Genomic DNA, 26,989 nt, shown 5'->3' on the forward strand with positions numbered 1-26,989 from the left:
GCGCGGTGGTGGTGACGGTTGGCGGGTTGGCCACACCGCCATCGACCGCAGGCGCACCGCCGTCGTCGCCTTCGCTAATGCCACCGGCGGCTTCCGCCAGCGGGCCACGCATGACCGGTTGCGATTGCCCAACCAGCGGCAACGGCATCGGCTGGGAAGAACCGGCGAAATCAATCGACGGGTTGGCGCCATTTTTCGGCGTGGCCTGACCCAGCGGCAATTGCCCCTGTTCAGCGTTTGGCGCGGTCGGCGTTTTGCCCCGGCCAGGAATCAACACAGCTGCGGCAACCGCCACGACCACAACGGCACCAATGGCCAATACGTGCTTCTTCGGCATTTTGAACCCCATACTTGGACGCTTGACCGCTGAACGGCTGGCAATCATGGCTTCGATCATTGCATCGCGGGCGACCTGATTGATGATGCCAGGCCAGCCTCCAGAGCTCTCATGTATATCTGAGATCTGCTGAGCGCTAAAGAGTTCGATTCCGCGCCCTGCACCTTCAAGGCGCTGAGCCAGATACTCGCGGGTTTCTTCTTCGGTGTAGGGCTGCAATTCGATGACGTGGAAGCGCTCTTCATCACCGCTGAGCTGCTCAAGCCCGGCAATCATCGACGGCTCGCCGAACAGGAACACATGTGGACGGCCTTCGGGCGTACCGGCGGCCAGGCCCAGCAAGGCTTCCTGGGCTGAGTCGTCGAGCTGCTCGGCATCATCGACCAGCAAGTAGACTTCTTGACCGGTGAGGGCCAATTGCACCACTTGCTTGAGGATCGCGTCGACTTCAGGCCGGGCCACGTTCAGGGTTTGCGCCACCTGGCGCAAAATACCTGCCGCATCGCCTGCACCGCGCGCCGATACCACCACGCTCTGTACCGACTGCTTGTTGGTGCTGGCCACCAGTGCCTGGCGCAGCAAGGTCTTGCCGCTGCCTTCAGGGCCGGTCACCACCAGCAGTAACTGGCTGTAGCGGGCGAGGTGGTGCAATTGCCCCAGCACGGGCTTGCGCTGTGCAGGGAAAAACTTGAAACCCGGCACCCGAGGGGCGAACGGGTCATGGGTCAGCTGGAAGTGACCGAGGAACGCCTCGTCGGCATGCAAACTAGTCATCGGGATCTTATTAACCTTTAAGCTGAGCCAGCGCGCGGTAATCCGCACCCAGCGTGGCTTGTAGAACCTCTTGTGGATAATCGTCGGTCACTGTCGCTTCACCGATGCGACGCAACAGCACCAGGCGCATACGACCGTCGATCACTTTTTTATCAACTGCCATGTGCTGCATGAAATCAGCCGGACTCATTTCAGCAGGCGGCACCACCGGCAAGCCGGCGCGCTCGAACAGGCGAATCCCGCGGTCACGCTCGGCGTCAGTGATCCAGCCCAGACGTGCGGACATTTCCAGCGCCATCACGGTGCCAGTTGCCACCGCTTCGCCGTGCAACCACACGCCATAGCCCATGTGGGTTTCGATCGCGTGGCCAAATGTATGGCCCAGGTTAAGCGTAGCGCGTACACCCGACTCGCGTTCATCAGCGCCCACAACGATGGCCTTGGCCTCGCATGAACGGTAAATCGCTGCAGTCAGGGCCTGTTGATCAAGGCCGCGCAGGGCATCCATGTTGTCTTCAAGCCAGGTCAGGAACGGCTCGTCGCAGATCAGCCCGTACTTGATGACTTCTGCCAGGCCTGCCGACAACTCGCGCTCAGGCAAGGTGTTGAGGGTTTGGGTATCGATCAGCACCAGATTGGGCTGGTAGAACGCGCCCACCATGTTTTTGCCCAGCGGGTGGTTGATGCCGGTTTTACCGCCGACCGACGAATCGACCTGGGACAGCAAGGTGGTCGGCACCTGAATGAAATCGACGCCGCGCTGGTAGCACGCCGCCGCAAAACCGGCCATGTCCCCCACTACGCCGCCGCCCAGGGCGACCACGGTGGTGCGACGGTCATGACGGGCAGTGAGCAGGCCATCAAAGATCAGTTGCAGGGTTTCCCAGTTTTTGTGCGCTTCGCCATCCGGCAGGATGATCGGCACCACAGAATACTGCGCGAGGCTGCGCGTCAGACGCTCGAGGTAGAGTGGCGCAACGGTTTCATTGGTCACAATCGCCACTTGGCGGCCAGCGATGTGCGGGGCCAGCAACTCGGGCTGATCCAACAAACCTTCGCCAATGTGAATTGGGTAACTACGCTCGCCTAGATCAACCTTCAGTGTCTGCATGAAACCCCGTGCCTTGTTTCGCAATTATCAAGTGATGGCATGCCGCTGCGCGGTCATGGTCGGCGCCGAGGATAACGCATTTCGTGGCGCACTTTAACGGGGAGGCAGCTGCCCCAGCCGCTCGAGAATATCCAGAACCACCATTCGTGGCGGCCGCTCATCGGTTTCTACCACCAGGTCGGCGATTTCACGATAAAGCGGGTCACGCATGGCCAGCAAATCGCGCAGGGTTTTCTCGGGGTTGGCGGTGCGCAGCAAGGGCCGATTGCGATCGCGCGCGGTGCGGGCCACCTGCTGTTCAACCGATGCATGCAAATACACCACGCGCCCGCCCGCCCACAACGCCTTGCGGTTTTCGGGGCGCATCACGGCACCGCCGCCGGTCGCCAACACCACGCCATCGGCCTCGCACAGCTCGGCGATCATGGCCGATTCGCGATCACGAAAGCCTGGCTCGCCTTCTTTATCGAAGATCCACGGGATATTGGCACCGGTGCGCACTTCAATTTCCTTATCGGAATCTTTAAATGGCAGGTGCAGCTCTTTGGCCAGCAAACGTCCGATGGTGCTTTTACCAGCCCCCATGGGCCCAACAAGAATCAAATTTCGCACAGAATCAATGACTCACAGCAATCGCCTGGTTGCTCATAATACGCGGAGTAAGGAACACCAGCAGCTCGGATTTTTTTTCCAGCACAACGTCTTTACGGAAAAGTCGGCCAACATACGGCAGATCGCCCAAAAATGGCACTTTATCTACCACATTGCTTTGAGTATTTGAGAAAACACCGCCGATTACGATGGTTTCGCCATTTTTGACCAGCACCTTGGCGTTGACCTCGTTCTTTTTGATCGGCGGCACATCATTGACCATATTCATGTAGTCCGGCTCGTCCTTGGTCACCACCACGTCCATGATGACGCTGTTGTCCGGGGTGATTTGCGGGGTCACCTCCAGCGACAGGGAGGCCTCTTTGAATGACACGGAGGTGGCGCCGCTGGCACTGGACTCCTGGTAAGGAATTTCGGTGCCTTTAAGGATTTTGGCGGTCTCCTTGTCGGACGTGACCACTTTGGGTTGAGAGATGATTTCGCCATTGCCGGTTTTTTCCATGGCGCTCAACTCAAGGTCCAGCAAGACGTTATTGCTGATAAAGGCGATGCCCAAACCCGAGGTATTGCCCCTGACGCCCATGTCGATAAAGGGCGCACTCATCTCGCCCGCCCCGGCGCCCGTGCCGCCGACACTCCAGTTGCCACCCGCATTCAAGGTGCCACCCCAGCGCACCCCCAGATGGCGTTCAAAATCCACCCCGGCTTCCACAATGCGCGCTTCGATCATGACCTGACGAACCGGCACGTCCAGTTGCGCCACGATGCGCCGCAGTTCGGCCAACTGCTCGTCCGACTGCAGCGCGATGATGTTATTGGTGCGCTCATCGACGGTGATTGAGCCGCGCGGGCCCATGCCGTCCTGGCCGTGGGTAACGGACTGGAACAGCTTGGCGATGTCACTGGCCTTGGCGTAATTGACCTGCACCAATTCGCGTCGCAACGGCGCCAGCTCAGCCCGCTGGTTGTGCGCCTCCAATTCGTGGCGCTCACGGGCGGCGATTTCTTCAGCAGGGGCTATCAACAGCACATTGCCTTCGAGGCGCTTGCCAAGGTCTTTGCTCGCCAGCACCAGGTCCAGCGCCTGATCCCACGGCACCTCCTGCAAATTGAGGGTAATGCTGCCTTGTACCGCATCACTGACCACCAGGTTGAACCGGGTAAATTCGGCCAATAGCTGCAACACCGTGCGCACTTCAATGGCCTGAAAATTCAGCGAGACCTTTTCCCCGACATACACCGGGGGCGGCGCCACGACAGGGGGTTTTACTGACAACGGGAGTTGATGCTGGACGATGGCCAGCGCTGCCTGCGAATTCAGCGCACTCCATAGCGCCAGTGCACAGACCGGGAAAATCCTTTTCATGGTGTTTATCCGTTAAGACTGCTGCTTTAAAGGGATGCTCAGGGACCTTTCCAGCCAACCGCCCTGACCATCTGAAATCACTTCAAACACTTCAACGTGTGCGCGATTGATCGAGGCAACCTGCCCGTTATTGCGCCCCAGGTAGTCACCGACCTTCAAACGGTGCACCAGCCCATTGGCGCGCAACAGGGCGTTGGCCCCGTGCTCATTGGAAAACGTGCCGACCATCTCGAATTGCTCAAGGGCCAGCCCCTCCAGAAAATGCCGGGGGCGGTCGTTGTCCAGGTCTTCGGCCACCAGCAAGCTGGGCTGCCAACGCCCTGTTCCGCCGTCAAGTTGCGCCTGAAAAGGGCTGCGCAACCCCGCCGCTGCATACGCCACCACAGCGGGAGGCTCGACACGCGGTACAGCCGCCATAACGGCGACCGGGCCCGCCGGCACTGCCTGTAATGATGCTTGCAGTTGCGCCAGGTTTTGCGCGTGATCGCAGCCCGTCAGGCCCGCCAGACAGCAGGCACCGAGCAGCCGAAAGCCAACACTCATAGGATCTATCCTTGATCGTAGGTGCGGTAGGTCTTGGCCAGCAGCGTCATGCGCAATTGGCCATCGTTTGACTCATTGAGTGGGGTGAGGGTGAAGTCATGCAGGGTGACAATGCGCGGCAAGCCCGCCAACTGGCTGACGAAATGCCCCAGGTCGTGATAGCCGCCAATCAGCACCAGCTTTAACGGCAGTTCGGCGTAGAACGGTTGCAACACCTCGGGCGACCACTGAATGTGTTCGATCTGCAAGCCGCTGGTCTGGCCGAGACGAGACATGTCATCCAACAGGCCGGGCACTTGGGCCTGACCGGGCAGTTGCTTTAAGACGTCGCTGAACGCCGCTTCCAGCTCATGCATCGACACCCATTGGGCTTCCAGGCTCGCTACCTGAGTGGCCTTGGCAACAAATTCGCCATGCAGCGTCACTTCGGCGTCACGCTGCTGGGCAAGCTGGCTAATCGGCGCCCGCAGCATCAGCCCGTAGCCCATCACCAGCACTGCACTCACTAACAACAGTGCAACCAAGGCCTTGAGCTTTAACGGGCCATTGCTGACACGCTCAACGCTCAGGTCTCGCAAATCAAAATGGCTCAGGCGCGCCAGCCACTGAGCAACCATCAGAACTGGGCGCCGGTATGGGCATGCCGCGTTTGGCGCACGCTCATTTGAAACAGACGCTGCGGCCCTTCGCTTGGGCTGGGACCTGCCTGCACGTCGATCAGCACCGGCGCTTCAAGCCAATGCGAGGCATCCAGATTGCGCATCAACTCGGCGACGAGGCTGTTGGACTGCGCCACCCCGGTGATCACAAGGGTCTGGTCAGACATTTTTACGTCGGTAAAAAACACGCCCTTGGGCAAGCTGCGCGCCAACTGCTCCAAAATGATCCCGCTGTCAGACCGGTTGCCCTGTAGCGTTTCGATGGTCTGCATGCGCTCAAGCAATTGCTCGCGACGCACTTTCAACTGATCGATCTGCTCGGCACGACCATCCAGTTGCACCATCGAGCTTCTGATCAAGTCGTTGCGCGCCAGCTGTCGTTCAACCGCCCGGTCAATAAAGTGGTCGATCACAAACAACCCGCCTACCGCCACCGCTGACAGTGCGATCAGTACGACTACAAAACGCTTACGTCGTTTTTCTCGCAACAGGGTGCGCCACGGCAGTAAGTTGATGCTCGCCATTAATCAAACCCCCTCAAGGCCAGACCGCAGGCAGTCAACAACATCGGGGCATCGCAACGCAAGGCTTGAGGTGTAACCAAAGGGCTAATGGTCATTTGCGAAAACGGGTTGGCAACGTGCACGGGCAGCCCGAGGCGGGCCTCAAACCAGGCACTCAGGCCGCTGCGGGCGCCGATTGGCCCCGCCAACCAAAGCGATTGCACGGCGGGCGCTACAGCTGATTCGGCGTATTGCTCAAGCCCACGCTTCACCTGCTCCAGCGCGCCCGGGTTAAAGCCGCCCTCTTCAAGTGTGCCGGCGCCAAACAACAGCTCACGGGCATAAAGCACCTGCCCTTGGTGCACGACACTGAGCAGCGTGGTGTGGCCCGCTACGTCGATGACGGCCACGGTGGCCGGCACCTGCGCCTCAGCGACCAACGGTGTTGCGCCTTCAATCGCACGCGCCAGCGCATGGGCCTGAACCGCGATCACTCGCGCCTTGAGCCCGGCCTGGCTCAGCACCGCCTCGTACCACGCCAAGGTTTGCTGGCGGCACGTCACCAGCAGCACGTGCAGCTGTTCGGGGTTGTTTGGTGAAGGCCCCAGCACGTCGAAATCCAGGGCGGCTTCGTCCAGGGCATACGGAATGTATTGCTCGGCCTCCAGCCGTACGTACAGTTCCAGATCGTCATCGCTGAGCCCGGCGTCCACCTCAAGCTGTTTACAGATGACGTGCGTGTCCGGCAGCGCCACCACCGCCTCGCTCGCCGACACCGAAGCGGCACCCAGCGCCTTGAGCAGCACCTGGGCGACACTTTTCGGCTCGGCGCTGGTCTGATCGTCCATGAGCGTGGCGGGCAGCGGTTCAACCGCATAGGCCTCCAGCTGGAAGGGGCCGTTTGAACGGCTCAATTCGACAATTTTTATCGTGTGCGAGCCAATGTCGACACCCACATACCGCTGGCGGGCTTTACAAAAATATCCGGGCACTGTGATTTTCCCTAATGCATTCCGTGACTTACGGAGGGTAAAAAATGAGATCCGTTCATAACCCGTTCTGACATGCGGCCCATGACGCTGGCAGCCGAAAAATGCTTATAATGCCGGGCGTTTTTTTCCGCATCGTCGACCCGGCGCAGCATGCGCACTACCCTGACGTGCAAACCCATTTCTTAATCTGGAAATCCAAAAGCCTTGATTCGTCTGCTGAAGTTTTTCGGGTGGTCTTTCGTTGCCGTGGTCTGCGGGCTTTTGCTCGTGCTCAGCGGCGCGTTTCTCTATCTTAGTCCTGGCTTGCCGTCCGTAGAGTCGTTGAGAAGCATCCAGTTGCAGATTCCTTTGCGGGTCTACACCAGCGACGGGAAATTGATTGCAGAGTTTGGCGAAATGCGCCGTTCTCCGATCAAGTTCGCCGACATTCCGCCCAATTTCATCAATGCACTGCTCTCGGCAGAAGATGACAACTTCGCCAATCATTACGGGGTTGATCCGAGCAGCTTGATGCGTGCCGCCAGCCAGCTGGTAAAAAGCGGACACATACAATCGGGTGGCAGCACCATCACGATGCAGGTGGCGAAGAACTATTTCCTCACCAGTGAGCGGAGCTTTTCACGCAAAACCAACGAAATTCTGCTGGCTCTGGAAATCGAACGCGAGCTGACCAAGGACGAGATCCTTGAGCTGTACGTGAACAAGATTTACCTGGGTAACCGCGCTTACGGCATCGAGTCTGCTGCGCAGGTTTACTACGGCAAGTCGATCCGTGACCTGAGCCTGGCGCAGATGGCAATGATTGCCGGTCTGCCAAAAGCCCCTTCGCGCTTCAACCCGCTGGCCAACCCGGTGCGCAGTAAAGAACGCCGCGACTGGATTTTGGGCCGCATGTACAAGCTGGGCAAAATCGACCAGGCCAGTTATGAAGCCGCGATTGCCGAGCCAGTGAACGCCAGCTACCACGTGCCGACGCCAGAAGTGAACGCGCCTTACATCGCTGAAATGGCCCGCGCCGAAATGGTCGGCCGTTATGGCAGCGAGGCCTACACCGAAGGTTATCGCGTTACTACGACCGTCCCGAGCGACCTGCAAGAGCTGGCCAACAAGTCGGTTGAAGACGGCTTGATGGTCTACGACCAACGCCACGGCTATCGCGGCCCTGAATCACGCTTTGCCGGCAAATCTCCGTCGGCCTGGGCTCAGGAGCTGACCAAACAGCGCACCATCAGCGGGCTTGAGCCGGCCATCGTGACCCAGGTCGACAAAGACGGCCTGCAAGTGCTGACCCGTAACGGCGAAGCTCACGTACCGTGGGACAGCATGAAATGGGCGCGCAAGTTCATTAACACCAACAGCATGGGCCCCATGCCCAAGCAGCCTTCGGATGTGGCGCAAGTTGGCGATTTGATTCGCCTGCAACCGCAAGCCAATGGCACTTACAAGTTCAGTCAGGTCCCTGACGTGCAAGGCGCGCTGGTATCCCTTGACCCGGACAACGGCGCCATTCGTGCACTGGTGGGTGGTTTTGCCTTCGAGCAAAGCAACTACAACCGTGCCACCCAGGCCAAACGCCAACCGGGCTCCAGCTTCAAACCGTTCATTTACAGCGCCGCCCTGGATAACGGCTACACCGCCGCCACCCTGGTAAACGACGCACCGATCGTGTTTGTCGATGAGTACCTGGACAAGGTCTGGCGCCCGAAGAACGACACCAACACCTTCCTTGGCCCGATCCCGCTGCGTGAAGCGCTGTACAAGTCGCGCAACCTGGTGTCGATCCGCACCCTGCAAAGCCTGGGTGTCGACCGCACCATCGACTACATCAGCAAGTTCGGCTTCAGCAAACAGGACCTGCCGCGCAACCTGTCGCTGGCCCTGGGGACCGCCACCCTGACGCCGATGGAAATCGCTACGGGCTGGAGCACCTTTGCCAACGGCGGTTACAAAATCACGCCGTACCTGATCGACAAGATTGAAAGCCGCAACGGCGAAACCCTGTTCGTGGCCAACCCGCCAAGCGTTCCGAAAACCGCCAGCAAAGACGTGCCTGCAGAGGCCGCCGCGCTGACCATTGACACCATCAACGCCGCCCCTGGCCTGCCCACCGCAGAAACCCAGGCCGTCGCTGAGCGTATCGTTGACGGGCGCACCACTTACATCCTCACCAGCATGCTGCAGGACGTGATCAAACGCGGTACCGGGCGCCGCGCCCTGGCGCTTGGCCGTACCGACCTGGCAGGCAAAACCGGTACCACCAACGAGTCCAAAGATGCGTGGTTCTCGGGCTACAACGCCGATTACGTGACCACCGTATGGACCGGTTTCGACCAACCCGTGAGCCTTGGCCGTCGCGAGTACGGTGGCACCGTGGCCCTACCGATCTGGATGAGCTACATGGGCGGCGCGCTCAAAGGCAAACCTGCTCACACCCAAGCCGAGCCGGAAGGCATCCTCAGCCTGCGCATCGACCCGGCCAGCGGCCGCATTGCCTCACCGGGCACACCGGGCGCCTACTTTGAACTGTTCAAAAGCGAAGACACACCGCCGACCAACAGCGAACTGGGCAGCACCCCGGCACCGGGCAGCCCGCTGCCAGCAGAAGACGGGGCGCCAATAGATCTCTTCTGACGAAGAGAGCGTCAAGGGGGTTAGCTGCAAGCGGCAAGTTTGAAGCCGCTTGCAGCTAACCCCCTTTTGTTTAGGGCTGCTGAACACAGTCGCCATACACCTCAGCCACGCTTGGCACCTTGAACCTCATGTCGTACAAGCGCTGGCGGGTGATGTGGAGCCGGCTCAGCTCGCGCATCAACAGGTTGATCATGCGTTCTTGCTCATGCGAGTGCGCATACACCTCGCTCACCACGGCCTGATAACGGCTACGCAGTTGCTGGCCAATATGCTCAAACGCCAGATCAACCGCCTTTATTACAGCTTCTGTCACTTCGGGTTCACGAGCCTCCAATGCGGCCTGTGAACGCTGCAATGCCGCCCAACTGCTCGCCACATAGCTGTCTACGCCCAACGAATCCACAAGGCCGATCCCAACCATCCCGTCGCACTCGGGGCTGTCACGCAGCCGCTCAAACACCAAACGACTCAGCGCATGCTGGGTCACAATATCGCTCGTGGGTGCCCACATCAGGTGCGCACTCTCCCGCCCGGACGCCAGCGGCATGAAGTGGCACAAGGCTCCGTGATGCTGATACAGCTCGCCGGTCAATGCGCCAAGGCCAGCCACAAACACACCCAGCTCAGGCGGCGTATGGTTAAAGCTCTGCGCGGCGTGCCCGTGATACGCCGACAGACGGGTGTTCATCCAACTGCCTGGCAGGCTGGGCAACAGGTCGTGATGGTGGACCATGCGGTAATGCGTCAGCGACTGTGCCGCTCGAACAAAGGTCGCGTCGCCCGCACGAGGGGCGCCGTAGGTATAAAGCTGCACGTCACGATGGCGCAGCATCTGCCCCAGAATCAGCGCAATGGCGCCACTCACACCGTGCCCGCACATCAGCACTTTATGCCCGTCGAAGCCGTTACCCAGGCACGTACTCACGCGCTCATAGAGGCGCTTGGCAGCATGGTAAAAGCCCCGGTGCACGCGGCCTGCCCCCTCTTCAAAGGGCACCGGCTCAAGATCGCCATCCTCCAAAAAGGCCGTCGCCGCGCGCGGTTCGCGAACGGCGATCAGCAACAGTTCAGGGTTATGGGCCATAAACAGCTGGTCGCAGGCCCCCGGCACCGGCTGAAAACGCTGTGAATACGCTACGTTCTGGTACAGCGGACGATAGCCATGACGCTCAGACGCGGCAGCCTCCAGGATGCCGCCGCCGTGAGCGGCCACCAAGGCCATTTGGTAGCGGTTCAGGGCACATTGCTGGCCCGCACCCGACAACATGAGGCTTTGAGCACGCAATACTCCGTTGATTGCTCCGCGCCCTGTCGCATACAGGCCATCGTGGTGACGCTGGCCCTGTTCATCGGCCAATTGAAGACAGGTATTCAGGAGATCAGGCACTGGTGTCTGCATATCAGAAGGCGTCATGGGCTGGAGTCAATAAAGGAGAGCAGACGCTAACGGATAGTGCCGGTGATGGATGTAGGAAAATTCTCGAAATACACAAGAAATACTTGAGAGACAAACAGTCGCTTTCAGCCCCCTTAACGCAAAAAGCCCCGACTCTTGCGAGCCGGGGCTTTTAGTTTGACGCTACGCGGGCTTAGCCGTTGAAGACGTCATCCACGCTTTTCAGCGGGTAGTGTTTCGGGTACGGCAGGGTGGCCACACCGGTCTCGATAGCGGCTTTAGCCACGGCATCGGAGATCAGGGTGATCAGGCGCTTATCCATTGGTTTCGGGATGATGTACTCACGACCGAATTCCAGTTTGATACCGCCGTAGGCGTCGCACACTTCTTGTGGCACTGGCAGTTTGGCCAGTTCACGCAGTGCGTTGGCCGCTGCGATTTTCATTTCTTCGTTGATGCGCTTGGCGCGAACGTCCAGGGCACCACGGAAGATGAACGGGAAGCCCAGTACGTTGTTGACCTGGTTCGGGTAGTCCGAACGGCCGGTGGCCATGATCACGTCGCTACGGGTAGCGTGAGCCAGTTCCGGAGAGATCTCTGGATCCGGGTTGGAGCACGCGAACACGATCGGGTTGGCCGCCATGGACTTCAGGCCTTCAGCGCTCAGCAGGTTCGGGCCGGACAGGCCTACGAACACATCAGCGCCTTGCAAGGCGTCATCCAGGGTGCGTTTTTCGGTCGCGTGAGCGAACACCGCTTTGTACTGGTTCAGGTCGTCACGGCCGGAGTGGATCACGCCGGTACGGTCGATCATGTAGATGTTTTCGATCTTGGCGCCCATGCTCACCAGCAACTTCATGCAGGAGATGGCCGCTGCGCCTGCGCCCAGGCACACGATCTTGGCTTCTGGCAGGGTTTTGCCAGCGATTTCCAGGGCGTTGATCATGCCGGCCGCGGTCACGATCGCGGTGCCGTGCTGGTCATCGTGGAAAACCGGAATGTCGCACTGCTCGATCAGAGCGCGCTCAATCTCAAAGCACTCAGGTGCCTTGATGTCTTCGAGGTTGATGCCGCCGAAGGTGATGGAAATACGCTTAACGGTATCGATGAAAGCTTGTGGGCTTTCGGCGTCGACTTCGATGTCGAACACATCCACACCGGCAAAGCGCTTGAACAGCACGCCTTTGCCTTCCATAACCGGCTTGGACGCCAACGGGCCGAGGTTGCCCAAGCCCAGAATTGCGGTGCCATCAGAAATTACGGCGACCAGGTTGCCCTTGCCGGTGTACTTGTAGGCCAGCTCAGGATCGCGGGCGATTTCGCGTACTGGCTCGGCTACACCCGGGCTGTATGCCAGCGCTAGATCGCGGGCAGTCGCAGTAGGCTTGGTGAGCTCGACGCTCAGTTTCCCCGGGCGGGGCTGGGCATGATATTCGAGAGCGGCGGTTTTCAAATCAGACATATAGGCATTCCGCTTTTTTTCTGTTGGACGACGGACCGCCGAGCATACGCGTGTCGTAAAGTCCCGACAAGACTGACCAGTCAGCAGTGTCAAGGGCTTTACCCTACGACTTTGGGCCAAGAGCCGCGACCTAGAAGGGCTGAATGTCCACAATTTAAATATAAAATTGTCTACAACTTTACATTCGAAATGGTTTTTATCATGCCCGGATGGGTCAATGACAACATCCAGCGCGCCTGCCCCGATTTCAAACCACCGCGCCGGGCACGATCCAGCACCCAGCCGCGCACTTCGATTTGCTTGCCCTGCAAGCGGTTGAGCGCTGCCTGATCGAAGTTGCTCAAGTACTCAGGGGCAATGCGCACCACCGCCCCGCCTTGCAGATCAATCCACAGGCCACCACGGTTTCGCTGCACCCGGGTGACCTTGGCACTGACCAGCGCGAAACCCGAACGGCTGATCTGCTGCGGGGCCAGCACCGGTGATTTTCGCCACAACCCGAGTGAGGCTGCACGCGCACGCTGCTCGGCAGCCTGCTGGCAATCGAGCAGTTCTACGTTAGGCGCAAGAGCGACTTGAAACCCCAGGCCATCGGCCAGCAACTGTGCTTCGAAATTGCTGCCATTGGCGCCGAAAACATGGGCCAGAGTACGCCCATAGCGATCTTGCGGCTGCAACCCCGGTAGCAAGCCGACACGCCCGTCACTCTGCGTGACCAGTGCTTGCAGGCGTTTGCGTGCGGCATCGGCAAACGGCTCGTCAGGGCGGCCCTTTTTACCGGTTTCCGGGGCATTGAGGCCAATCAGACGCACGCTGCGGCCATCTTTAAGCCGCAGCGAGTCGCCATCGACCACGCGCTCCACCTGCGCGTAGGTGACCGCGCGCGGCGCCGGGCACAGAACCTGCGCCTGAGCGACGGAATACCAAATCGCGGGCACAAAAAAGGCGCCCACAAGGGACGCCTTTTTCATTAACCCGGTCAGACCCAAAAGCCTGGCCAAGGTCATGTGCCTTACTCGGCGACTTTTTTAGCGCCGAAAGCACCAAAACGAGTCTTGAAGCGATCAACACGACCGCCAACGTCCAGAGTTTTTTGCTTACCGGTGTAGAACGGGTGGCACTCGTTGCATACGTCAGTACCCAGTGGCTTGCACAGGTTAGAACGAGTTTCGAACTTGTTGCCGCAGCTGCAAGTTACTTCGATCACTTCGTACGCTGGATGGATATCGGCTTTCATGGGGTATTCCTCAGGCTAGCGTGCCGCCACTCAACACCATTGTTGAATACCGCACGTAAATTTAGGGCGGGAATGATACCAGACCTTTAAACAGACGCAAGCACCGGGGGTCGGCTGTTTCTTGATCTTCATCTACGGGTTTTCAGCCACCCCGAACCTGCTTCCGGGCGCGTTGTCTGCTAGGCTCCCGGCCATATTGAACGCCGACCACTTGAGAGCCCCGCGTGCCCGACGCCATTTTGCGCCTTGCCCTGCCTTCCCCTTTGCGCCGCCTGTTTGACTACCGGGCGCCTGCGGGCGTGCTGCGCAGTCAATTACAGCCTGGCATGCGCTTGCGGGTGCCGTTCGGGCGACGGGAAATGATCGGCATTCTGGTCGAGGTGGTCGATCACAGCGAAGTCCCGGCCGACAAGCTCAAACCGGCCATCGCCCTGCTCGATACCACGCCACCGCTGCCCGCATCGCTATTCAAGCTGTGCCTGTGGACGTCGCAGTATTACCAGCACAGCTTGGGCGACACACTGAGCTGGGCGCTGCCCGTGCTGCTGCGCCAGGGCGAACTGGCCGAAGCGCGCCAGGAGCGTTTCTGGCAGATAGCCCCCGGCGCCAAGCTGGATGACCCGCGTATCGCCCGCGCCCCGCGCCAGCGCGAGGCCCTGGCCACTCTCGCCCAGCACCCGCACGGCGTGGCCCATCAGCTGTTGAGCAAGTTAAAGCTGAACAAGGACAGCCTCGACCTGTTGCTGGCCAAAGAGCTGGTGACGGTCGAAATTCGCCGCCACGCGCCCAGTGCACGCCATGAACGCTGGCTGGCCCAGCCCGAGCTGCCGCTCAACGATGAGCAACGTGCCGCCTGCGAGGCGATTCGCGCCGGGTTCGACAGCTTCCATGCCTTTTTATTGGCGGGCGTGACCGGAAGCGGCAAGACCGAAGTGTATTTGCAGTTGATCCGCGAAACCCTCGAAGCCGGTAAACAGGCCTTGGTGCTGATCCCGGAGATCAACCTGGGACCGCAAACCCTGGCCCGTTTCGAACAACGCTTCAACGCCCGTATCGCGCTGGTGCATTCGGCGGTCAATGATCGCGAGCGCCTCGAAAGCTGGCTGGCGGCCCGCGACGGCGAGGCCGACATTATTATTGGCACGCGCTCGGCGCTGTTCACCCCGATGAAAAACCCCGGGCTGATCATCATCGACGAAGAACACGACGGTTCTTATAAACAGCAGGAAGGCCTGCGCTACCACGCCCGCGACTTGGCGCTGGTGCGGGCACGCCAAGAAAACATCCCGATCGTGCTCGGCTCTGCCACTCCCTCGCTCGAAAGCCTGCATAACGCCTACACCGGTCGCTATGGTTTGCTGCGTTTGAATGAACGTGCAGGCGGAGCCAAGCAGCCGCGATTCCTGCGCCTGGATGTAAAAAGTCGCCCACTGGACAGCGGTATTTCCGGGCCGATGCAACAAGCCATCGGCCAGACACTGGCGGCGGGCCAGCAAGTACTGGTGTTTCTCAACCGTCGCGGCTTTGCACCGACCCTGCTGTGCCATGACTGCGGCTGGATGTCGGAGTGCAAGCGCTGCGACGCGCGCATGACCGTTCATCAGCGCTCAGGCGAATTGCGCTGCCATCACTGCGGTTACGTCGAGCGCGTGCCGCGCAATTGCCCGCAATGCGCCAAGGTTGATTTGCGCCCTGTAGGGGCAGGCACCGAGCGAGCCGAAGAGCGGCTGGCGATTTTGTTCCCGGATTACCCGGTGCTGCGGGTCGACCGCGACAGCACGTCACGCAAAGACGCGATGAACCAGCTGTTTGCAACCATCCAGAAAGGCCAGCCGTGCATTTTGGTGGGCACGCAAATGCTCGCAAAGGGCCACCACTTTCCACGGGTAACGCTGGTGTCGATTCTGGATGCTGACGGCGGGCTGTTCTCGGGCGACTTCCGCGCCAGCGAACGCATGGCGCAATTGATCGTGCAGGTCGCAGGCCGTGCGGGCCGGGCTGAAGAACCGGGCCGGGTGATTATCCAGACCCACCTGGCCGACCACCCGCTGCTGATTCAACTGACCGAGCAAGGCTACTTTGCCTTCGCCGAACAGGCCTTGAGCGAGCGCCGGGCTGCGGGCTTGCCGCCCTTTGCGCACCTGGCGCTGTTGCGCGCCGAAGCGCACAAACCGGGGCAAGCCGAAGGGTTCCTGGATGAAGCCTGCAGCGAGGCCGAGCGTTTACTGGGCGAACTGAACCTGCACGGCATCGAACTGCTGGGCCCCGTGCCTGCGCCAATGGAACGCAGGGCCGGACGCTACCGCGCTCAACTACTCTTACAAGCCAACGCCCGAGCGCCGCTGCATCGGCTGCTGAGCCACTGGCTGCTGATCCTTGAACAAATGCCCAGCGGCAGACAAGTCCGCTGGTCGCTGGATGTCGACCCGGTTGATCTGTATTGATCCAAACCGTGTAGGAGCGAGCTTGTCTCGCGATCTTTTAAACGATCAAAAGATCGCGAGACAAGCTCGCTCCCACAGGCTTGCAGCTTGCCGCTCCGTTAGCGGACAATACCCAGTTTTTCCACCTGCGCACTGAAGCGCTACCGCGCTTGCGGTCGAAAGAGAAGACCATGAAAGACACCATTCGCCAGCTGATTCAACAAGCCCTTGCTCAACTCGTCACAGAAGGTGTGTTGCCTGAAGGCCTGACGCCAGCGATTCAGGTGGAAAACGCCCGTGACAAAACCCACGGCGACTTCGCCAGCAACATCGCCATGATGCTGGCCAAACCTGCCGGCCTTAAGCCACGCGATCTGGCTGAAAAAATCATTGCCGCGCTGCCGGCGGATGAGCAAATCAGCAAGGTCGAAATCGCCGGCCCCGGTTTCCTCAACTTCTTCCAGAACACTCAAGCCCTGGCCTCGCGCCTGGACGCCGCACTGGCCGACCCAAAGCTCGGCGTGCGCAAATCCGGCCCACACCAGCGCACCGCTGTCGACATGTCCGCGCCTAACCTGGCCAAGGAAATGCACGTAGGCCACCTGCGCTCCACCATCATCGGTGACGGCGTAGCACGGGTGCTGGAGTTTTTGGGCGACGAAGTGATCCGTCAGAACCACGTGGGCGACTGGGGCACCCAGTTCGGCATGCTGATGGCCTATCTCGAAGAAAACCCGATCACCAGCGACGAGCTGTCTGACCTCGAAAACTTCTACCGCGCTGCCAAAAAGCGCTTCGATGAGTCCCCTGAGTTTGCCGACCGCGCCCGTAGCCTGGTGGTCAAGCTGCAAGCCGGTGACCCGGACTGCTTGGCGCTGTGGAGCAAGTTCAAAGACATCTCGCTGTCGCACTGCCAGAAAATTTACGAACTGCTGAACGTTAAATTGACCATGGACGACGTGATGGGCGAAAGCGCCTACAACGACGACCTGATCAACGTGGTCAACGACCTCAAAGCCAAAGGCATGCTGGTGGAGAGTAACGGCGCGCAGTGCGTGTTCCTCGACGAGTTCAAAAACGCCGAAGGCGAGCCCTTGCCGGTGATTATCGTCAAGGCAGACGGCGGCTACCTGTACGCCACCACCGACCTGGCAGCCATCCGCTACCGCAGCGGCGTACTAAAAGCCGACCGCGCCCTGTACTTCGTCGACCAGCGTCAGGCCCTGCACTTCCAGCAAGTATTTGCCGTGGCGCGCAAAGCCGGTTTTGTGACCCATCCGATGGAAATGGAACACATGGGCTTCGGCACCATGAACGGCGCTGACGGCCGTCCTTTCAAGACCCGCGACGGTGGCACGGTAAAACTGATCGACCTGCTTACCGAAGCCCAGGAACGTGCCTACACCCTGGTCAAAGAAAAGAACCCTGAGCTGGCCGAAGAAGAACTGCGCGCCATCGCCAAGGTGGTCGGCATCGACGCGGTGAAATACGCGGACCTGTCCAAGCACCGCGCCAGCGATTACAGCTTCAACTTTGACCTGATGTTGAACTTTGAAGGCAATACCGCACCTTACCTGCTGTATGCCTACACCCGTGTGGCGGGCGTGTTCCGCAAACTGGGCAAGCGTTTCGACGAAGTACCGGGGCACATCGTCCTGGCGGCGCCACAAGAGCAGGAATTGGCCGCCAAACTGGCGCAATTCGGTGAAGTGCTGAACAACGTAGCTGAAAAAGGCACGCCACACACACTGTGCACCTACCTGTACGAAGTGGCCGGTCTGTTCTCCAGCTTCTACGAGAACTGCCCGATCCTGAACGCCGAAGACGAGGCCCAAAAACAAAGCCGTCTGCGCCTGGCAGCCCTGGCCGGCCTGACCCTCAAGCAAGGCCTGGAATTGCTGGGCCTGGAAACTCTGGAGCGCATGTAAGTTGGCCGCCAAGAAAAAACCTGCACCCAAGCGAGGCGCCAGCCGGTATCAGGCGCCAGCCAAAAAGCCGATTCCGGGCTGGTTGTGGCTGGCCATCGGCCTCACCGTCTGCGCGTTTATCGTGTTTTTGATGAAGCTCGAGCCGGGCAAGGGCGACGACGTCAAACGGGTCAAGCAAGAGGCGCAAAAAACCTCGCAACAGGCTGAAGCCAACAAGACGCCGCCGAGCCCGACTCAGCCGGTCAAGCCCAAGTACGACTTCTATACCTTGTTGCCCGAGTCAGAAGTGATCGTGCCGCCAGAAGCCGTGCCGGAGAAGACCCCACCTGCGCAGCCAACGGCCCCTCTGGCGCCGGTGACACCGGCTGAAGCGGCAAAAATCGACACCGTGCGGGCTCAAGCCGCCCTGAACGGCCTGACGCCACCTCCTGCTCCGCCAGTGGTCAAGGAAGCGCCGTCGACGACCAAGTTCTTCCTGCAGGCGGGCTCGTTCCGCAAACAGGCCGATGCGGACAAAGTGCGCGCCCAAATCATCCTGCTCGGCCAAACCGCTTCGGTTGAGTCGGGCACGGTGAAAGACGAAACCTGGTACCGGGTACTGGTCGGCCCGTTCAGCAACCGCGAACAACTGACCGTGGCGCAGAAGCAACTGGCCGGTGGCGGCTTCAACAACCTGTTGTTGCAGCAGCGCCGCTAATCCAGGCCGTAGGCTGCGATCTTTTAACATTCGAAAAGATCGCAGCCTGCGCCAGCGCCTACAGACGCTTCCTTCACTCCATTCATCCGCATTCCCCTCCCGCTGTTGAAATACGCGCTACAACCCCCATATGTATCTCCATCAGGCATTTTCGCCCCGCTGCGTGGAGACTCTCCCTTGACCACCATCGTTTCAGTTCGCCGCCACGGCAAAGTCGTTATGGCTGGCGACGGCCAGGTTTCTCTTGGCAACACCGTGATGAAAGGCAACGCGAAAAAAGTCCGTCGCCTGTACCACGGCCAGGTAATCGCCGGTTTCGCCGGTGCAACTGCCGATGCTTTCACCCTGTTCGAACGCTTTGAAGGCCAGCTTGAGAAACATCAGGGCCATCTGGTTCGCGCCGCTGTCGAGTTGGCCAAAGAATGGCGTACCGACCGCTCGCTGAGCCGCCTGGAAGCCATGTTGGCCGTCACCAACAAAGACGCATCCTTGATCATCACCGGTAACGGCGACGTGGTTGAGCCCGAAGACGGCTTGATCGCCATGGGTTCTGGCGGTGCTTTTGCCCAAGCGGCAGCCCGCGCCCTGCTGATGAAAACCGACCTGCCGGCCCGCGAAATCGCCGAGACCGCTCTCGGGATTGCTGGCGACATCTGCGTGTTCACCAACCACAACATCACTATTGAGGAGCAGGACCTCGCTGAGTAAGCCCCCTGCCGGGCCAGTTCGCTGGCCCGTGTATGCACCTGACTTCAGCTAGAGGAACGCCAATTATTATGTCCATGACTCCCCGCGAAATCGTCCACGAACTCAACCGCCATATCATCGGCCAGGACGACGCCAAACGCGCCGTTGCCATCGCCTTGCGTAACCGCTGGCGCCGCATGCAGCTCCCTGAAGAGCTGCGCGTTGAAGTCACCCCGAAAAACATCCTGATGATCGGCCCGACCGGTGTCGGTAAAACCGAGATCGCGCGCCGTCTGGCCAAGCTGGCCAACGCACCGTTCATCAAGGTTGAAGCCACCAAATTCACCGAAGTGGGCTATGTGGGCCGCGACGTTGAGTCGATCATCCGTGATCTGGCTGACGCGGCGATCAAGCTGCTGCGCGAGCAAGAAATCGTTAAAGTTCGCCACCGCGCTGAAGATGCCGCTGAAGAGCGCATTCTCGACGCCCTGCTGCCACCTGCCCGCACGTTTGGCGAAGAGGCGGCTGCACCGCAGGACTCCAACACCCGTCAGCTGTTCCGCAAGCGCCTGCGTGAAGGCCAGCTGGACGACAAGGAAATTGAAATCGAAGTGGCCGACGTGGCCGGTGTCGATATTTCCGCGCCGCCAGGCATGGAAGAAATGACCAACCAGCTGCAAAGCCTGTTTGCCAACATGGGCAAAGGCAAGCGCAAGAGCCGCAAGCTGAAAGTCAAAGAAGCCCTGAAAATGGTGCGTGACGAAGAAGCCAGCCGCCTGGTCAACGACGAAGAACTCAAGGCCAAAGCCCTGGAAGCCGTTGAACAGCACGGTATTGTGTTCATCGACGAAATCGACAAAGTGGCCAAGCGCGGCAACGTCGGCGGCGCCGATGTGTCCCGTGAAGGCGTACAGCGCGACCTGCTGCCGCTGATCGAAGGCTGCACCGTCAACACCAAACTGGGCATGGTTAAAACTGACCACATCCTGTTTATCGCCTCCGGTGCGTTCCACCTGAGCAAGCCAAGCGACCTGGTGCCTGAGCTGCAAGGCCGTCTGCCGATCCGTGTCGAACTCAAGGCGCTGACCCCGGAAGACTTCGAGCGCATCCTCAGCGAACCGCACGCTTCGCTGACCGAGCAATACCGCGAACTGCTGAAAACCGAAGGCCTGAACATTGAGTTCCAGCCTGAAGGCATCAAGCGTCTGGCGGAAATTGCCTGGCAGGTTAACGAGAAAACCGAAAACATCGGTGCTCGTCGCCTGCACACGCTGCTGGAGCGCCTGCTCGAAGAGGTATCGTTCAGTGCCGGTGACATCGCCAGCGCGCAGAACGAAGAGCCGATTCGTATTGACGCCGAGTACGTGAACAGCCACTTGGGCGAACTGGCCAAGAACGAAGACCTCTCGCGCTACATCTTGTAAGCCGGGCACCTGTAGCCGCTGTCGCAGCCTGCGACAGCGGCTTCGTGTTTGTGTTTGTGTGAAGACCAAAAGGTTATGACCATGATCCCCAGCGCCATCAACCTGCACAAAGCCTCAAAAACCCTGACCCTCAAATACCCGTCTGGCGAGGAATACCACCTGCCGGCCGAACTGCTGCGCGTGCATTCGCCGTCCGCAGAGGTGCAGGGCCACGGCAAGCCCATTTTGCAATTCGGCAAAATCAATGTCGGTTTGCTCAAGATCGAACCCGCAGGCCAGTACGCCCTGAAGCTGACCTTCGATGACGGCCATGACAGCGGGCTGTTTACCTGGGAGTACCTGTATCAGCTGGGAGTACGCAAAGATGAGTTGTGGCAGGACTACCTTGCCGAACTCAAAGCCGCCGGCAAGTCGCGCGACCCTTCGGTGTCGGTTGTAAAGCTGATGTTGTAGCACTCAGCCCAAACTGTAGGAGCAAGCTTGTCTCGCGAGCTTTTTAAAGATCAAAAGATCGCGAGGCAAGCTCGCTCCTACAGTCCAGATGTGGGCAACTCAGGATGAGGTGGTTGGCTCCGGGGCCTTCACTTCGGCTGGTTTTTTGGCCGCTGCCGGTTTTTTAGCGGCGGGCTTGGCCGCTGCCTTGGCTGCCGGTTTTGCGGCTGGCTTGGCGGGGGCTTTGGTGACAGGTTTAGCGGCGGGTTTTGCCGCAGGCTTGGCCGCAGCGCTGGCTGCCGGTTTAGCTGCTGCAGGCTTAGTGGCTGGTTTGGCGGCCGCGGGCTTGGCAGCAGCAGGCTTAACGGCGGGCTTGGCGGTCGTCGCTTTGGCCGGCGCGGGCTTGCTTGCAGGCGTGGCTTTGGTGGCGGCGACTTTTGCGGCGGCTGCGGTGAGTTTTTCGATGTGTTTGGTCAACACGTCGACTTGCGCATGCAAGGTTTTGACTTCTTCGCGGCTCGGCACGCCCAAACGGGAGATCGCGCTGGTCAGGCGTTTATCGAAAGCCTCTTCGAATTCGCTCCACTTCTCCAGCGCCAGGTCTTTCACGTCTTCAACCCGTGAACGCGCGGATGAGGTGGTTGCCTTGGCTTCATCGACAAACTTGTTGCCTGCACTCTTGGCCAGCTTTTCAGCTTTTTCGCCGTCTTTGACCAAACTGTCAAACAGCTTGCTGCCATCGGCATCAATCTTTGAGTACACCCCAAGGCCTGCCAACCAGATCTTGCGCGAGTACTCTTCTATCTTGCCGGTCCATGAGTGACTTTCTTTTGCAGGTGCAGCCGGTTTCTTTGCAGCCATTGTGTTCCCCTCAATGTTCAGTCGCGACGTCTTTGAGTCAAAGCGCCGCGTCATCAAGGTGAACAACATGTTCACCTGTAACAGGTTTAGACCTTAATCCGCCTAGTTTCAAGGCAGGTTTAAAACGGGTTTATGCCAGCGCTTTGTCCAGCGAGCGTTCAATTTCTGACTGGATCATGCCGCTCATCGCCGACATCAACATGCCCAGTTTCACGTCCACTTTGACCCGGCGCTCATCCACTTCCAGTTGGGCCTCGACCCCGGAACGTTTCAGGGTCACCTTGTCGCCCGACCACTCAGGGCTCAGCCCGTACTGAGATTCCAGCTTACCCACCACTTCCCGGGCCTTGACCCGCGCCTGCTCAAGACCCAGGGTGTGAGTGCGCTCAACACTGATGTTTGCCATTGCTGCTTTCCTCGTAAAAAAGTCGATCACTATACTTACATTGACCCTCGCCAAGACAAAGCCGGCTACCGGGATTAGAATGGCCAGCATTCTCTTCTGGTGACAGCGATATGACTGATCAGCGCAAAGGCAGCGATGCCGAACCCACCACTCACTTCGGCTTCAAGAACGTGCCGGAAAGCCAAAAGGCCGACAAAGTCGCCGAGGTTTTCCACTCCGTGGCCGGTAAATATGACCTGATGAACGACGTTCTGTCGGGCGGCATGCACCGCCTGTGGAAGCGTTTCACCATCGAACTGTCGGGTGTACGCCCTGGCAACAAGGTGCTGGACATCGCTGGCGGTACGGGCGATCTGGCGCGCAAGTTTTCGCAACTGGTGGGCCCGACCGGCCACGTGGTACTGGCCGACATCAACGCCTCGATGCTCAAGGTAGGCCGTGATCGCCTGCTGGACAAAGGCGTTGCCGGCAATATCGAGTTCGTTCAGGCCGACGCCGAAAAGCTGCCGTTCCCGGACAACCACTTCGACTGCGTGACCATCGCCTTTGGCCTGCGTAACGTGACCCACAAAGAAGACGCGCTGCGCTCCATGCTGCGTGTGCTCAAGCCGGGCGGCCGCCTCTTGGTGCTGGAGTTCTCCAAGCCAACCAACGCGCTGATGTCCAAGGTTTACGACGCCTACTCGTTCGCCTTTATGCCCATGGTTGGCAAGCTGGTGCTCAACGATGCCGACAGCTACCGCTACCTGGCTGAGTCGATCCGCATGCACCCGAACCAGGAGACACTGAAGTCGATGATGGTCGAGGCCGGTTTTGACCGCGTGACCTATCACAACATGACCTCAGGTATCGTCGCACTGCACCGCGGCATCAAGCCCTGATGTTGCTGCGCGGCCTTCTCGCCAGCGTCGAAACCGGCGTTAACCGGGTATTGCGCCTGGACAGCACGGCCTTGGCACGCTTGCGCCCGTTGACCGGCAAGGTCATTGCGGTGCGCGGCAGCAGCCCGGCGGTTCAGCTGTTTATCCTGCCCAGCGATGAAGGCCTGATGCTGGCCGCTGAGTGGGCCGCCGAAGCCGACTGCACCTTGCGTGCCCCGACGTCGACCCTGCTGCGCCTGGCCTTGAGCAAAGACAAAAGCGCGGTGTTGCACAGCCCGCAGGTCGACCTCGAAGGAGACAGCGCCGCATTGATGGCGCTGGCCGCCGTGCTGCAAGACCTTGAGCTGGACTGGGAGTACGAACTCTCACGCTGGATCGGCCCTGTGCCTACGGCGTTGATCGGCGGCCACCTGCGCAGCCGCGCCAACTGGTATCAGCAAGGTTTCGCCAGCCTCAATCAGAATTTGGCCGAATACCTGAGCGAAGAAGCCCGCACCTTGGTCGGCGAACGTGAAGCGCAAGCGCGCTTTGAGCAAATCGACCGACTTAAACTCGACCTGGACCGCCTGGAGGCACGCTTTGAGCGCCTCAGCCGATCCCTCAAGCCCAGCGATCACGCATGAAGCTGCTTGCCATACGCCGTTTGTTTCGCATCCAGCGCGTCGTCATTCGCTACCGCCTGGATGACCTGCTGTTTGCTCTGCCCTTGCCGTGGTGGCTGTTGTCGCTGCGTTATGCCCTGCCGTGGCGCTGGTTCCCGCGTAAAAAGCTGGAACTGAGCCGAGGCGCAGCCCTACGGTTGGCCTTGCAGGACTTAGGACCGATCTTTATCAAGTTCGGGCAAATTCTGTCGACCCGTCGCGACTTGCTCCCACCGGACATCGCCGATGAGTTGATGCTGTTGCAAGACCGCGTTCCGCCGTTCGACCCGGAACTGGCGGTCAAGCTGATCGAAGAACAGCTTGGCGCCAAAATCAGCGAAGTCTTTAGCCGTTTTGACATTGAACCGCTGGCCTCAGCCTCGGTGGCCCAGGTGCACGCCGCCAAACTCAAAACCGGCGAAGAGGTCGTGGTCAAAGTCGTCCGCCCGGGCCTCAAGCCGATCATCGGCTCTGACCTGGCCTGGCTGTTTATTCTGGCCAAGACCGCCGAGCGCCTGAGCGCGGATGCGCGCCTGCTGCACCCGGTAGACGTGGTCAGCGATTACGAAAAAACCATCTACGACGAACTCGACCTGCTGCGCGAGGCGGCCAACGCCAGCCAGCTCAAGCGCAACTTCGAAGGTTCGCCGCTGCTCTACGTACCGCAGATTTACTGGGACTGGTGCCGCCCCAAGGTGCTGGTCATGGAGCGCATCTACGGGCTGCAAGTCACCGATCTGGCGGCCTTGGCCGACCAGCGCACCGACATGAAGCTGCTGGCCGAGCGCGGGGTCGAGATCTTCTTCACCCAAGTGTTTCGTGACAGTTTTTTCCATGCCGACATGCACCCTGGCAACATCTTCGTCAGCACGGTCAGCCCGTGGAGCCCGCAATACATCGCCATCGACTGTGGCATCGTCGGCAGCCTGACCCCCGAAGACCAGGACTACCTGGCGCGCAACCTGTTTGCCTTCTTCAAGCGTGATTACCGGCGTGTGGCCCAACTGCACATCGACTCGGGCTGGGTGCCTGCGAACACCAAGCTCAACGAGTTTGAGGCGGCGATCCGCACCGTGTGCGAGCCGATTTTCGAGAAGCCGCTCAAAGAAATTTCCTTTGGTCAGGTGCTGATGCGCCTGTTCCAGACCGCTCGGCGCTTCAACATGGAAGTCCAGCCGCAGTTGGTTTTGTTACAAAAAACCCTGCTTAACATCGAAGGCCTGGGCCGCCAGCTATACCCCGACCTTGACCTGTGGAGCACCGCGCAGCCGTTCCTTGAACGCTGGATGCGCGAGCGCGTCAGCCCCAAAACCCTGCTGCGCAACCTGCACAGCCAGGTCGAGCAGATCCCGCATCTGGCGGGCATGACCCGCGACCTGCTGGAACGTATGTCGCAACCTCACGCCAAAAACCAGCCGCTGGCGGTGCGTGAGCCCCGGGACGGCTGGTTCTTGCGCCTGCTGGGCGCCGGGCATGTGGTCGCAGGCGCCTTACTGGCAACTGTCGGACCTTTGGGCAGCATCGGTTACTGGCCGGCGGGTATCCTGCTGGTGGTGGGCCTTTACCTGATCGTGCGCCGATCGTAGGAATTCTGGTCACTCTTGAGAGAGGCTGGCAAACTGTGGGCATCGCGAGTGCGGAGTCAAACATGAAAGACTGGCTGGACGAGATCAAATGGGACAACGATGGCCTGGTGCCTGCAATTGCCCAAGACCATAAAACCGGACGTGTGCTGATGATGGCCTGGATGAACCGCGAGGCCCTGAGCCTGACCGCGGCAGAAAACCGTGCCATCTACTGGTCACGCTCGCGTGGCAAACTGTGGCGCAAAGGCGAAGAATCAGGCCACGTGCAAAAGCTGCATGAAATGCGCCTGGACTGCGACGCTGATGTGATCATCCTGATGGTTGAGCAAATCGGCGACATCGCCTGCCATACCGGCCGTCAAAGCTGCTTCTACCGCGTTTACGAAAACGCCGAATGGAAGACCGTTGATCCGGTACTTAAAGACCCGAACGCCATTTATCACGCAGGCCACTCCCATGACTGACACCCTGAACCGCGTCGCCCAAGTGCTCGAAGCACGCAAAGGCGCCACGCCAGACAGCTCCTATGTCGCCAGCCTGTACCACAAGGGTTTGAACAAGATCCTGGAAAAAGTCGGCGAAGAGTCGGTCGAAACCATCATTGCCGCCAAAGATGCTGCCATCAGCGGTGACTGCAGCGATGTCATCTACGAAACGGCTGATTTATGGTTCCACAGCATGATCATGCTCGCCCAGCTGGGCCAGCATCCTCAGGCGGTACTGGATGAACTGGAGCGCCGCATCGGCACTTCCGGACACGTGGAAAAAGCCTCCCGGCCTTCCGCCTAAACCCTTTTTTCAAGGAGCACAGCATGGGCATTTTTGACTGGAAACACTGGATCGTCATTCTGGTAGTCGTGGTCCTGGTCTTCGGCACCAAAAAACTGAAAAATCTGGGCACCGACGTGGGCGAGTCGATCAAAGGCTTTCGCAAAGCCATGAACGACGACGAAAAGCCTGCAGAACCCGTGGTTCCTCCTGCGCAGCCAACTGCCGCACCGACACCGCACACCACTTCGACCCTGAATGAGCCGCACACCATCGACGTGCAGGCGCAAAAAGTCGAAGAGCCGACCCGCAAAGACGTGTGAGCCAAAACCCATGTTCGGTATCAGCTTCAGTGAACTGCTGCTTGTCGGCCTGGTTGCCCTCGTGGTGCTGGGCCCCGAGCGCCTGCCGGGTGCTGCACGCACCGCCGGCCTGTGGATCGGACGCTTGAAACGCAGTTTCAATGCGATCAAACAGGAAGTTGAACGTGAAATCGGCGCTGACGAGATCCGTCGCCAGTTGCACAACGAACACATCTTGTCGATGGAAGAGGAAGCCAAGAAGATCTTGGCCCCGCTCCAGCCGACGGTGCCGCCCGCGGTGCCGACAGAGCCTGTGGCAGCCCCCGCAGC

At 59.6% G+C, this 26,989-nt stretch carries 28 protein-coding genes; 14 read left to right on the forward strand and 14 right to left on the reverse strand.

Annotated features, from left to right (window positions below):
• The 8 genes from GHO25_RS21225 to pilM form a co-directional block, all read right to left on the reverse strand.
• Positions 1-1,111: ExeA family protein (locus GHO25_RS21225; protein ID WP_153392246.1), on the reverse strand; the 1,111-nt coding region annotated here is incomplete at its 3' end.
• A 10-nt stretch (positions 1,112-1,121) separates the two neighbouring features.
• A complete protein-coding gene (aroB, locus tag GHO25_RS21230; protein WP_048366710.1) occupies positions 1,122-2,222 on the reverse strand; it encodes a 3-dehydroquinate synthase in 1,101 nt (366 codons plus the stop codon).
• Positions 2,223-2,315: 93 nt separating this feature from the next.
• Positions 2,316-2,834: a shikimate kinase AroK gene (gene aroK / locus GHO25_RS21235; protein WP_048366711.1), complete on the reverse strand. Its 519-nt coding sequence runs from the start codon at positions 2,832-2,834 to the stop codon at positions 2,316-2,318.
• A 4-nt stretch (positions 2,835-2,838) separates the two neighbouring features.
• On the reverse strand, positions 2,839-4,200 hold the full coding sequence (locus tag GHO25_RS21240) for a type IV pilus secretin PilQ (RefSeq protein ID WP_153392248.1): 1,362 nt from the start codon (positions 4,198-4,200) through the stop codon (positions 2,839-2,841).
• 12 nt (positions 4,201-4,212) lie between these two features.
• A complete protein-coding gene (locus GHO25_RS21245) occupies positions 4,213-4,743 on the reverse strand; it encodes a pilus assembly protein PilP (RefSeq protein WP_153392250.1) in 531 nt (176 codons plus the stop codon).
• A gap of 5 nt (positions 4,744-4,748) precedes the next feature.
• Positions 4,749-5,360 (reverse strand): type 4a pilus biogenesis protein PilO, encoded by a 612-nt coding sequence (locus tag GHO25_RS21250; RefSeq protein ID WP_153330506.1) that lies wholly within the window; start codon positions 5,358-5,360, stop codon positions 4,749-4,751.
• Positions 5,360-5,926, reverse strand: a complete 567-nt coding sequence (locus GHO25_RS21255; protein WP_048386385.1) for a PilN domain-containing protein — start codon at positions 5,924-5,926, stop codon at positions 5,360-5,362. Before GHO25_RS21255 ends, GHO25_RS21250 begins: the two co-directional genes overlap by 1 nt.
• Positions 5,926-6,897, reverse strand: coding sequence for a type IV pilus assembly protein PilM (gene pilM, locus GHO25_RS21260; RefSeq protein WP_178110175.1), 972 nt, complete (start codon positions 6,895-6,897; stop codon positions 5,926-5,928). Before pilM ends, GHO25_RS21255 begins: the two co-directional genes overlap by 1 nt.
• Positions 6,898-7,104: 207 nt before the next feature.
• Here pilM and GHO25_RS21265 point away from each other — a divergent pair, with 207 nt between their 5' ends.
• Positions 7,105-9,528, forward strand: coding sequence for a penicillin-binding protein 1A (locus GHO25_RS21265; protein WP_372240960.1), 2,424 nt, complete (start codon positions 7,105-7,107; stop codon positions 9,526-9,528).
• Between the two features lie 70 nt (positions 9,529-9,598).
• On the opposite strand, the gene GHO25_RS21270 is transcribed toward GHO25_RS21265, so the two are convergent.
• From GHO25_RS21270 to rpmE, 4 genes are all read right to left on the reverse strand, one after another.
• Positions 9,599-10,915: a lipase family protein gene (locus GHO25_RS21270; protein WP_178110176.1), complete on the reverse strand. Its 1,317-nt coding sequence runs from the start codon at positions 10,913-10,915 to the stop codon at positions 9,599-9,601.
• Between the two features lie 202 nt (positions 10,916-11,117).
• Positions 11,118-12,386, reverse strand: coding sequence for a malic enzyme-like NAD(P)-binding protein (locus GHO25_RS21275; protein WP_048366718.1), 1,269 nt, complete (start codon positions 12,384-12,386; stop codon positions 11,118-11,120).
• A gap of 170 nt (positions 12,387-12,556) precedes the next feature.
• The gene (locus GHO25_RS21280) at positions 12,557-13,393 is read right to left on the reverse strand and encodes a thermonuclease family protein (RefSeq protein ID WP_153392257.1); all 837 of its coding nucleotides are present in this window, start codon (positions 13,391-13,393) and stop codon (positions 12,557-12,559) included.
• A gap of 5 nt (positions 13,394-13,398) precedes the next feature.
• A complete protein-coding gene (gene rpmE, locus GHO25_RS21285) occupies positions 13,399-13,623 on the reverse strand; it encodes a 50S ribosomal protein L31 (protein ID WP_048366720.1) in 225 nt (74 codons plus the stop codon).
• Positions 13,624-13,847: 224 nt separating this feature from the next.
• Here rpmE and GHO25_RS21290 point away from each other — a divergent pair, with 224 nt between their 5' ends.
• The 6 genes from GHO25_RS21290 (at position 13,848) to GHO25_RS21315 (ending at position 21,235) form a co-directional block, all read left to right on the forward strand.
• Positions 13,848-16,067 carry a primosomal protein N' gene (locus tag GHO25_RS21290; RefSeq protein ID WP_048366721.1) on the forward strand — a complete coding sequence of 740 codons (2,220 nt, stop codon included), beginning with the start codon at positions 13,848-13,850 and terminating at the stop codon, positions 16,065-16,067.
• Between the two features lie 170 nt (positions 16,068-16,237).
• Positions 16,238-17,974 (forward strand): arginine--tRNA ligase, encoded by a 1,737-nt coding sequence (argS, locus tag GHO25_RS21295; protein WP_048366722.1) that lies wholly within the window; start codon positions 16,238-16,240, stop codon positions 17,972-17,974.
• A 1-nt stretch (position 17,975) separates the two neighbouring features.
• On the forward strand, positions 17,976-18,671 hold the full coding sequence (locus GHO25_RS21300; protein WP_153392259.1) for an SPOR domain-containing protein: 696 nt from the start codon (positions 17,976-17,978) through the stop codon (positions 18,669-18,671).
• 177 nt (positions 18,672-18,848) lie between these two features.
• The gene (gene hslV, locus GHO25_RS21305; protein ID WP_153392261.1) at positions 18,849-19,379 is read left to right on the forward strand and encodes an ATP-dependent protease subunit HslV; all 531 of its coding nucleotides are present in this window, start codon (positions 18,849-18,851) and stop codon (positions 19,377-19,379) included.
• A 68-nt stretch (positions 19,380-19,447) separates the two neighbouring features.
• The gene (gene hslU / locus GHO25_RS21310; protein WP_048386399.1) at positions 19,448-20,782 is read left to right on the forward strand and encodes an ATP-dependent protease ATPase subunit HslU; all 1,335 of its coding nucleotides are present in this window, start codon (positions 19,448-19,450) and stop codon (positions 20,780-20,782) included.
• Between the two features lie 75 nt (positions 20,783-20,857).
• On the forward strand, positions 20,858-21,235 hold the full coding sequence (locus GHO25_RS21315; protein WP_153392263.1) for a gamma-butyrobetaine hydroxylase-like domain-containing protein: 378 nt from the start codon (positions 20,858-20,860) through the stop codon (positions 21,233-21,235).
• A 99-nt stretch (positions 21,236-21,334) separates the two neighbouring features.
• On the opposite strand, the gene GHO25_RS21320 is transcribed toward GHO25_RS21315, so the two are convergent.
• Positions 21,335-22,075 carry a phasin family protein gene (locus GHO25_RS21320; protein ID WP_153392265.1) on the reverse strand — a complete coding sequence of 247 codons (741 nt, stop codon included), beginning with the start codon at positions 22,073-22,075 and terminating at the stop codon, positions 21,335-21,337.
• Positions 22,076-22,205: 130 nt separating this feature from the next.
• Complete coding sequence (locus tag GHO25_RS21325; protein ID WP_153392267.1) at positions 22,206-22,481, reverse strand: polyhydroxyalkanoic acid system family protein; 276 nt, start codon at positions 22,479-22,481, stop codon at positions 22,206-22,208.
• A gap of 110 nt (positions 22,482-22,591) precedes the next feature.
• Between GHO25_RS21325 and ubiE the strand changes: the two genes are divergently transcribed.
• The 7 genes from ubiE to tatB form a co-directional block, all read left to right on the forward strand.
• Positions 22,592-23,362, forward strand: a complete 771-nt coding sequence (ubiE, locus tag GHO25_RS21330) for a bifunctional demethylmenaquinone methyltransferase/2-methoxy-6-polyprenyl-1,4-benzoquinol methylase UbiE (protein ID WP_048366729.1) — start codon at positions 22,592-22,594, stop codon at positions 23,360-23,362.
• Positions 23,362-23,985: an SCP2 domain-containing protein gene (locus GHO25_RS21335; RefSeq protein ID WP_153392269.1), complete on the forward strand. Its 624-nt coding sequence runs from the start codon at positions 23,362-23,364 to the stop codon at positions 23,983-23,985. The genes ubiE and GHO25_RS21335 overlap by 1 nt, the downstream gene beginning before the upstream one ends.
• On the forward strand, positions 23,982-25,589 hold the full coding sequence (gene ubiB, locus GHO25_RS21340; RefSeq protein ID WP_048366731.1) for a ubiquinone biosynthesis regulatory protein kinase UbiB: 1,608 nt from the start codon (positions 23,982-23,984) through the stop codon (positions 25,587-25,589). Before GHO25_RS21335 ends, ubiB begins: the two co-directional genes overlap by 4 nt.
• A gap of 62 nt (positions 25,590-25,651) precedes the next feature.
• Positions 25,652-26,053: a phosphoribosyl-AMP cyclohydrolase gene (hisI, locus tag GHO25_RS21345; RefSeq protein ID WP_019412272.1), complete on the forward strand. Its 402-nt coding sequence runs from the start codon at positions 25,652-25,654 to the stop codon at positions 26,051-26,053.
• Positions 26,046-26,378 carry a phosphoribosyl-ATP diphosphatase gene (locus GHO25_RS21350; protein WP_048366733.1) on the forward strand — a complete coding sequence of 111 codons (333 nt, stop codon included), beginning with the start codon at positions 26,046-26,048 and terminating at the stop codon, positions 26,376-26,378. The genes hisI and GHO25_RS21350 overlap by 8 nt, the downstream gene beginning before the upstream one ends.
• A gap of 23 nt (positions 26,379-26,401) precedes the next feature.
• Positions 26,402-26,680, forward strand: coding sequence for a twin-arginine translocase TatA/TatE family subunit (locus tag GHO25_RS21355; protein WP_048366734.1), 279 nt, complete (start codon positions 26,402-26,404; stop codon positions 26,678-26,680).
• A gap of 10 nt (positions 26,681-26,690) precedes the next feature.
• Positions 26,691-26,989, forward strand: a 299-nt coding sequence (tatB, locus tag GHO25_RS21360; protein WP_153392271.1) for a Sec-independent protein translocase protein TatB, incomplete at its 3' end; no start/stop codon positions are given.

It is taken from the genome of Pseudomonas sp. FSL R10-1350 (genome assembly GCF_009600525.1).
GTDB lineage: Bacteria > Pseudomonadota > Gammaproteobacteria > Pseudomonadales > Pseudomonadaceae > Aquipseudomonas > Aquipseudomonas helleri.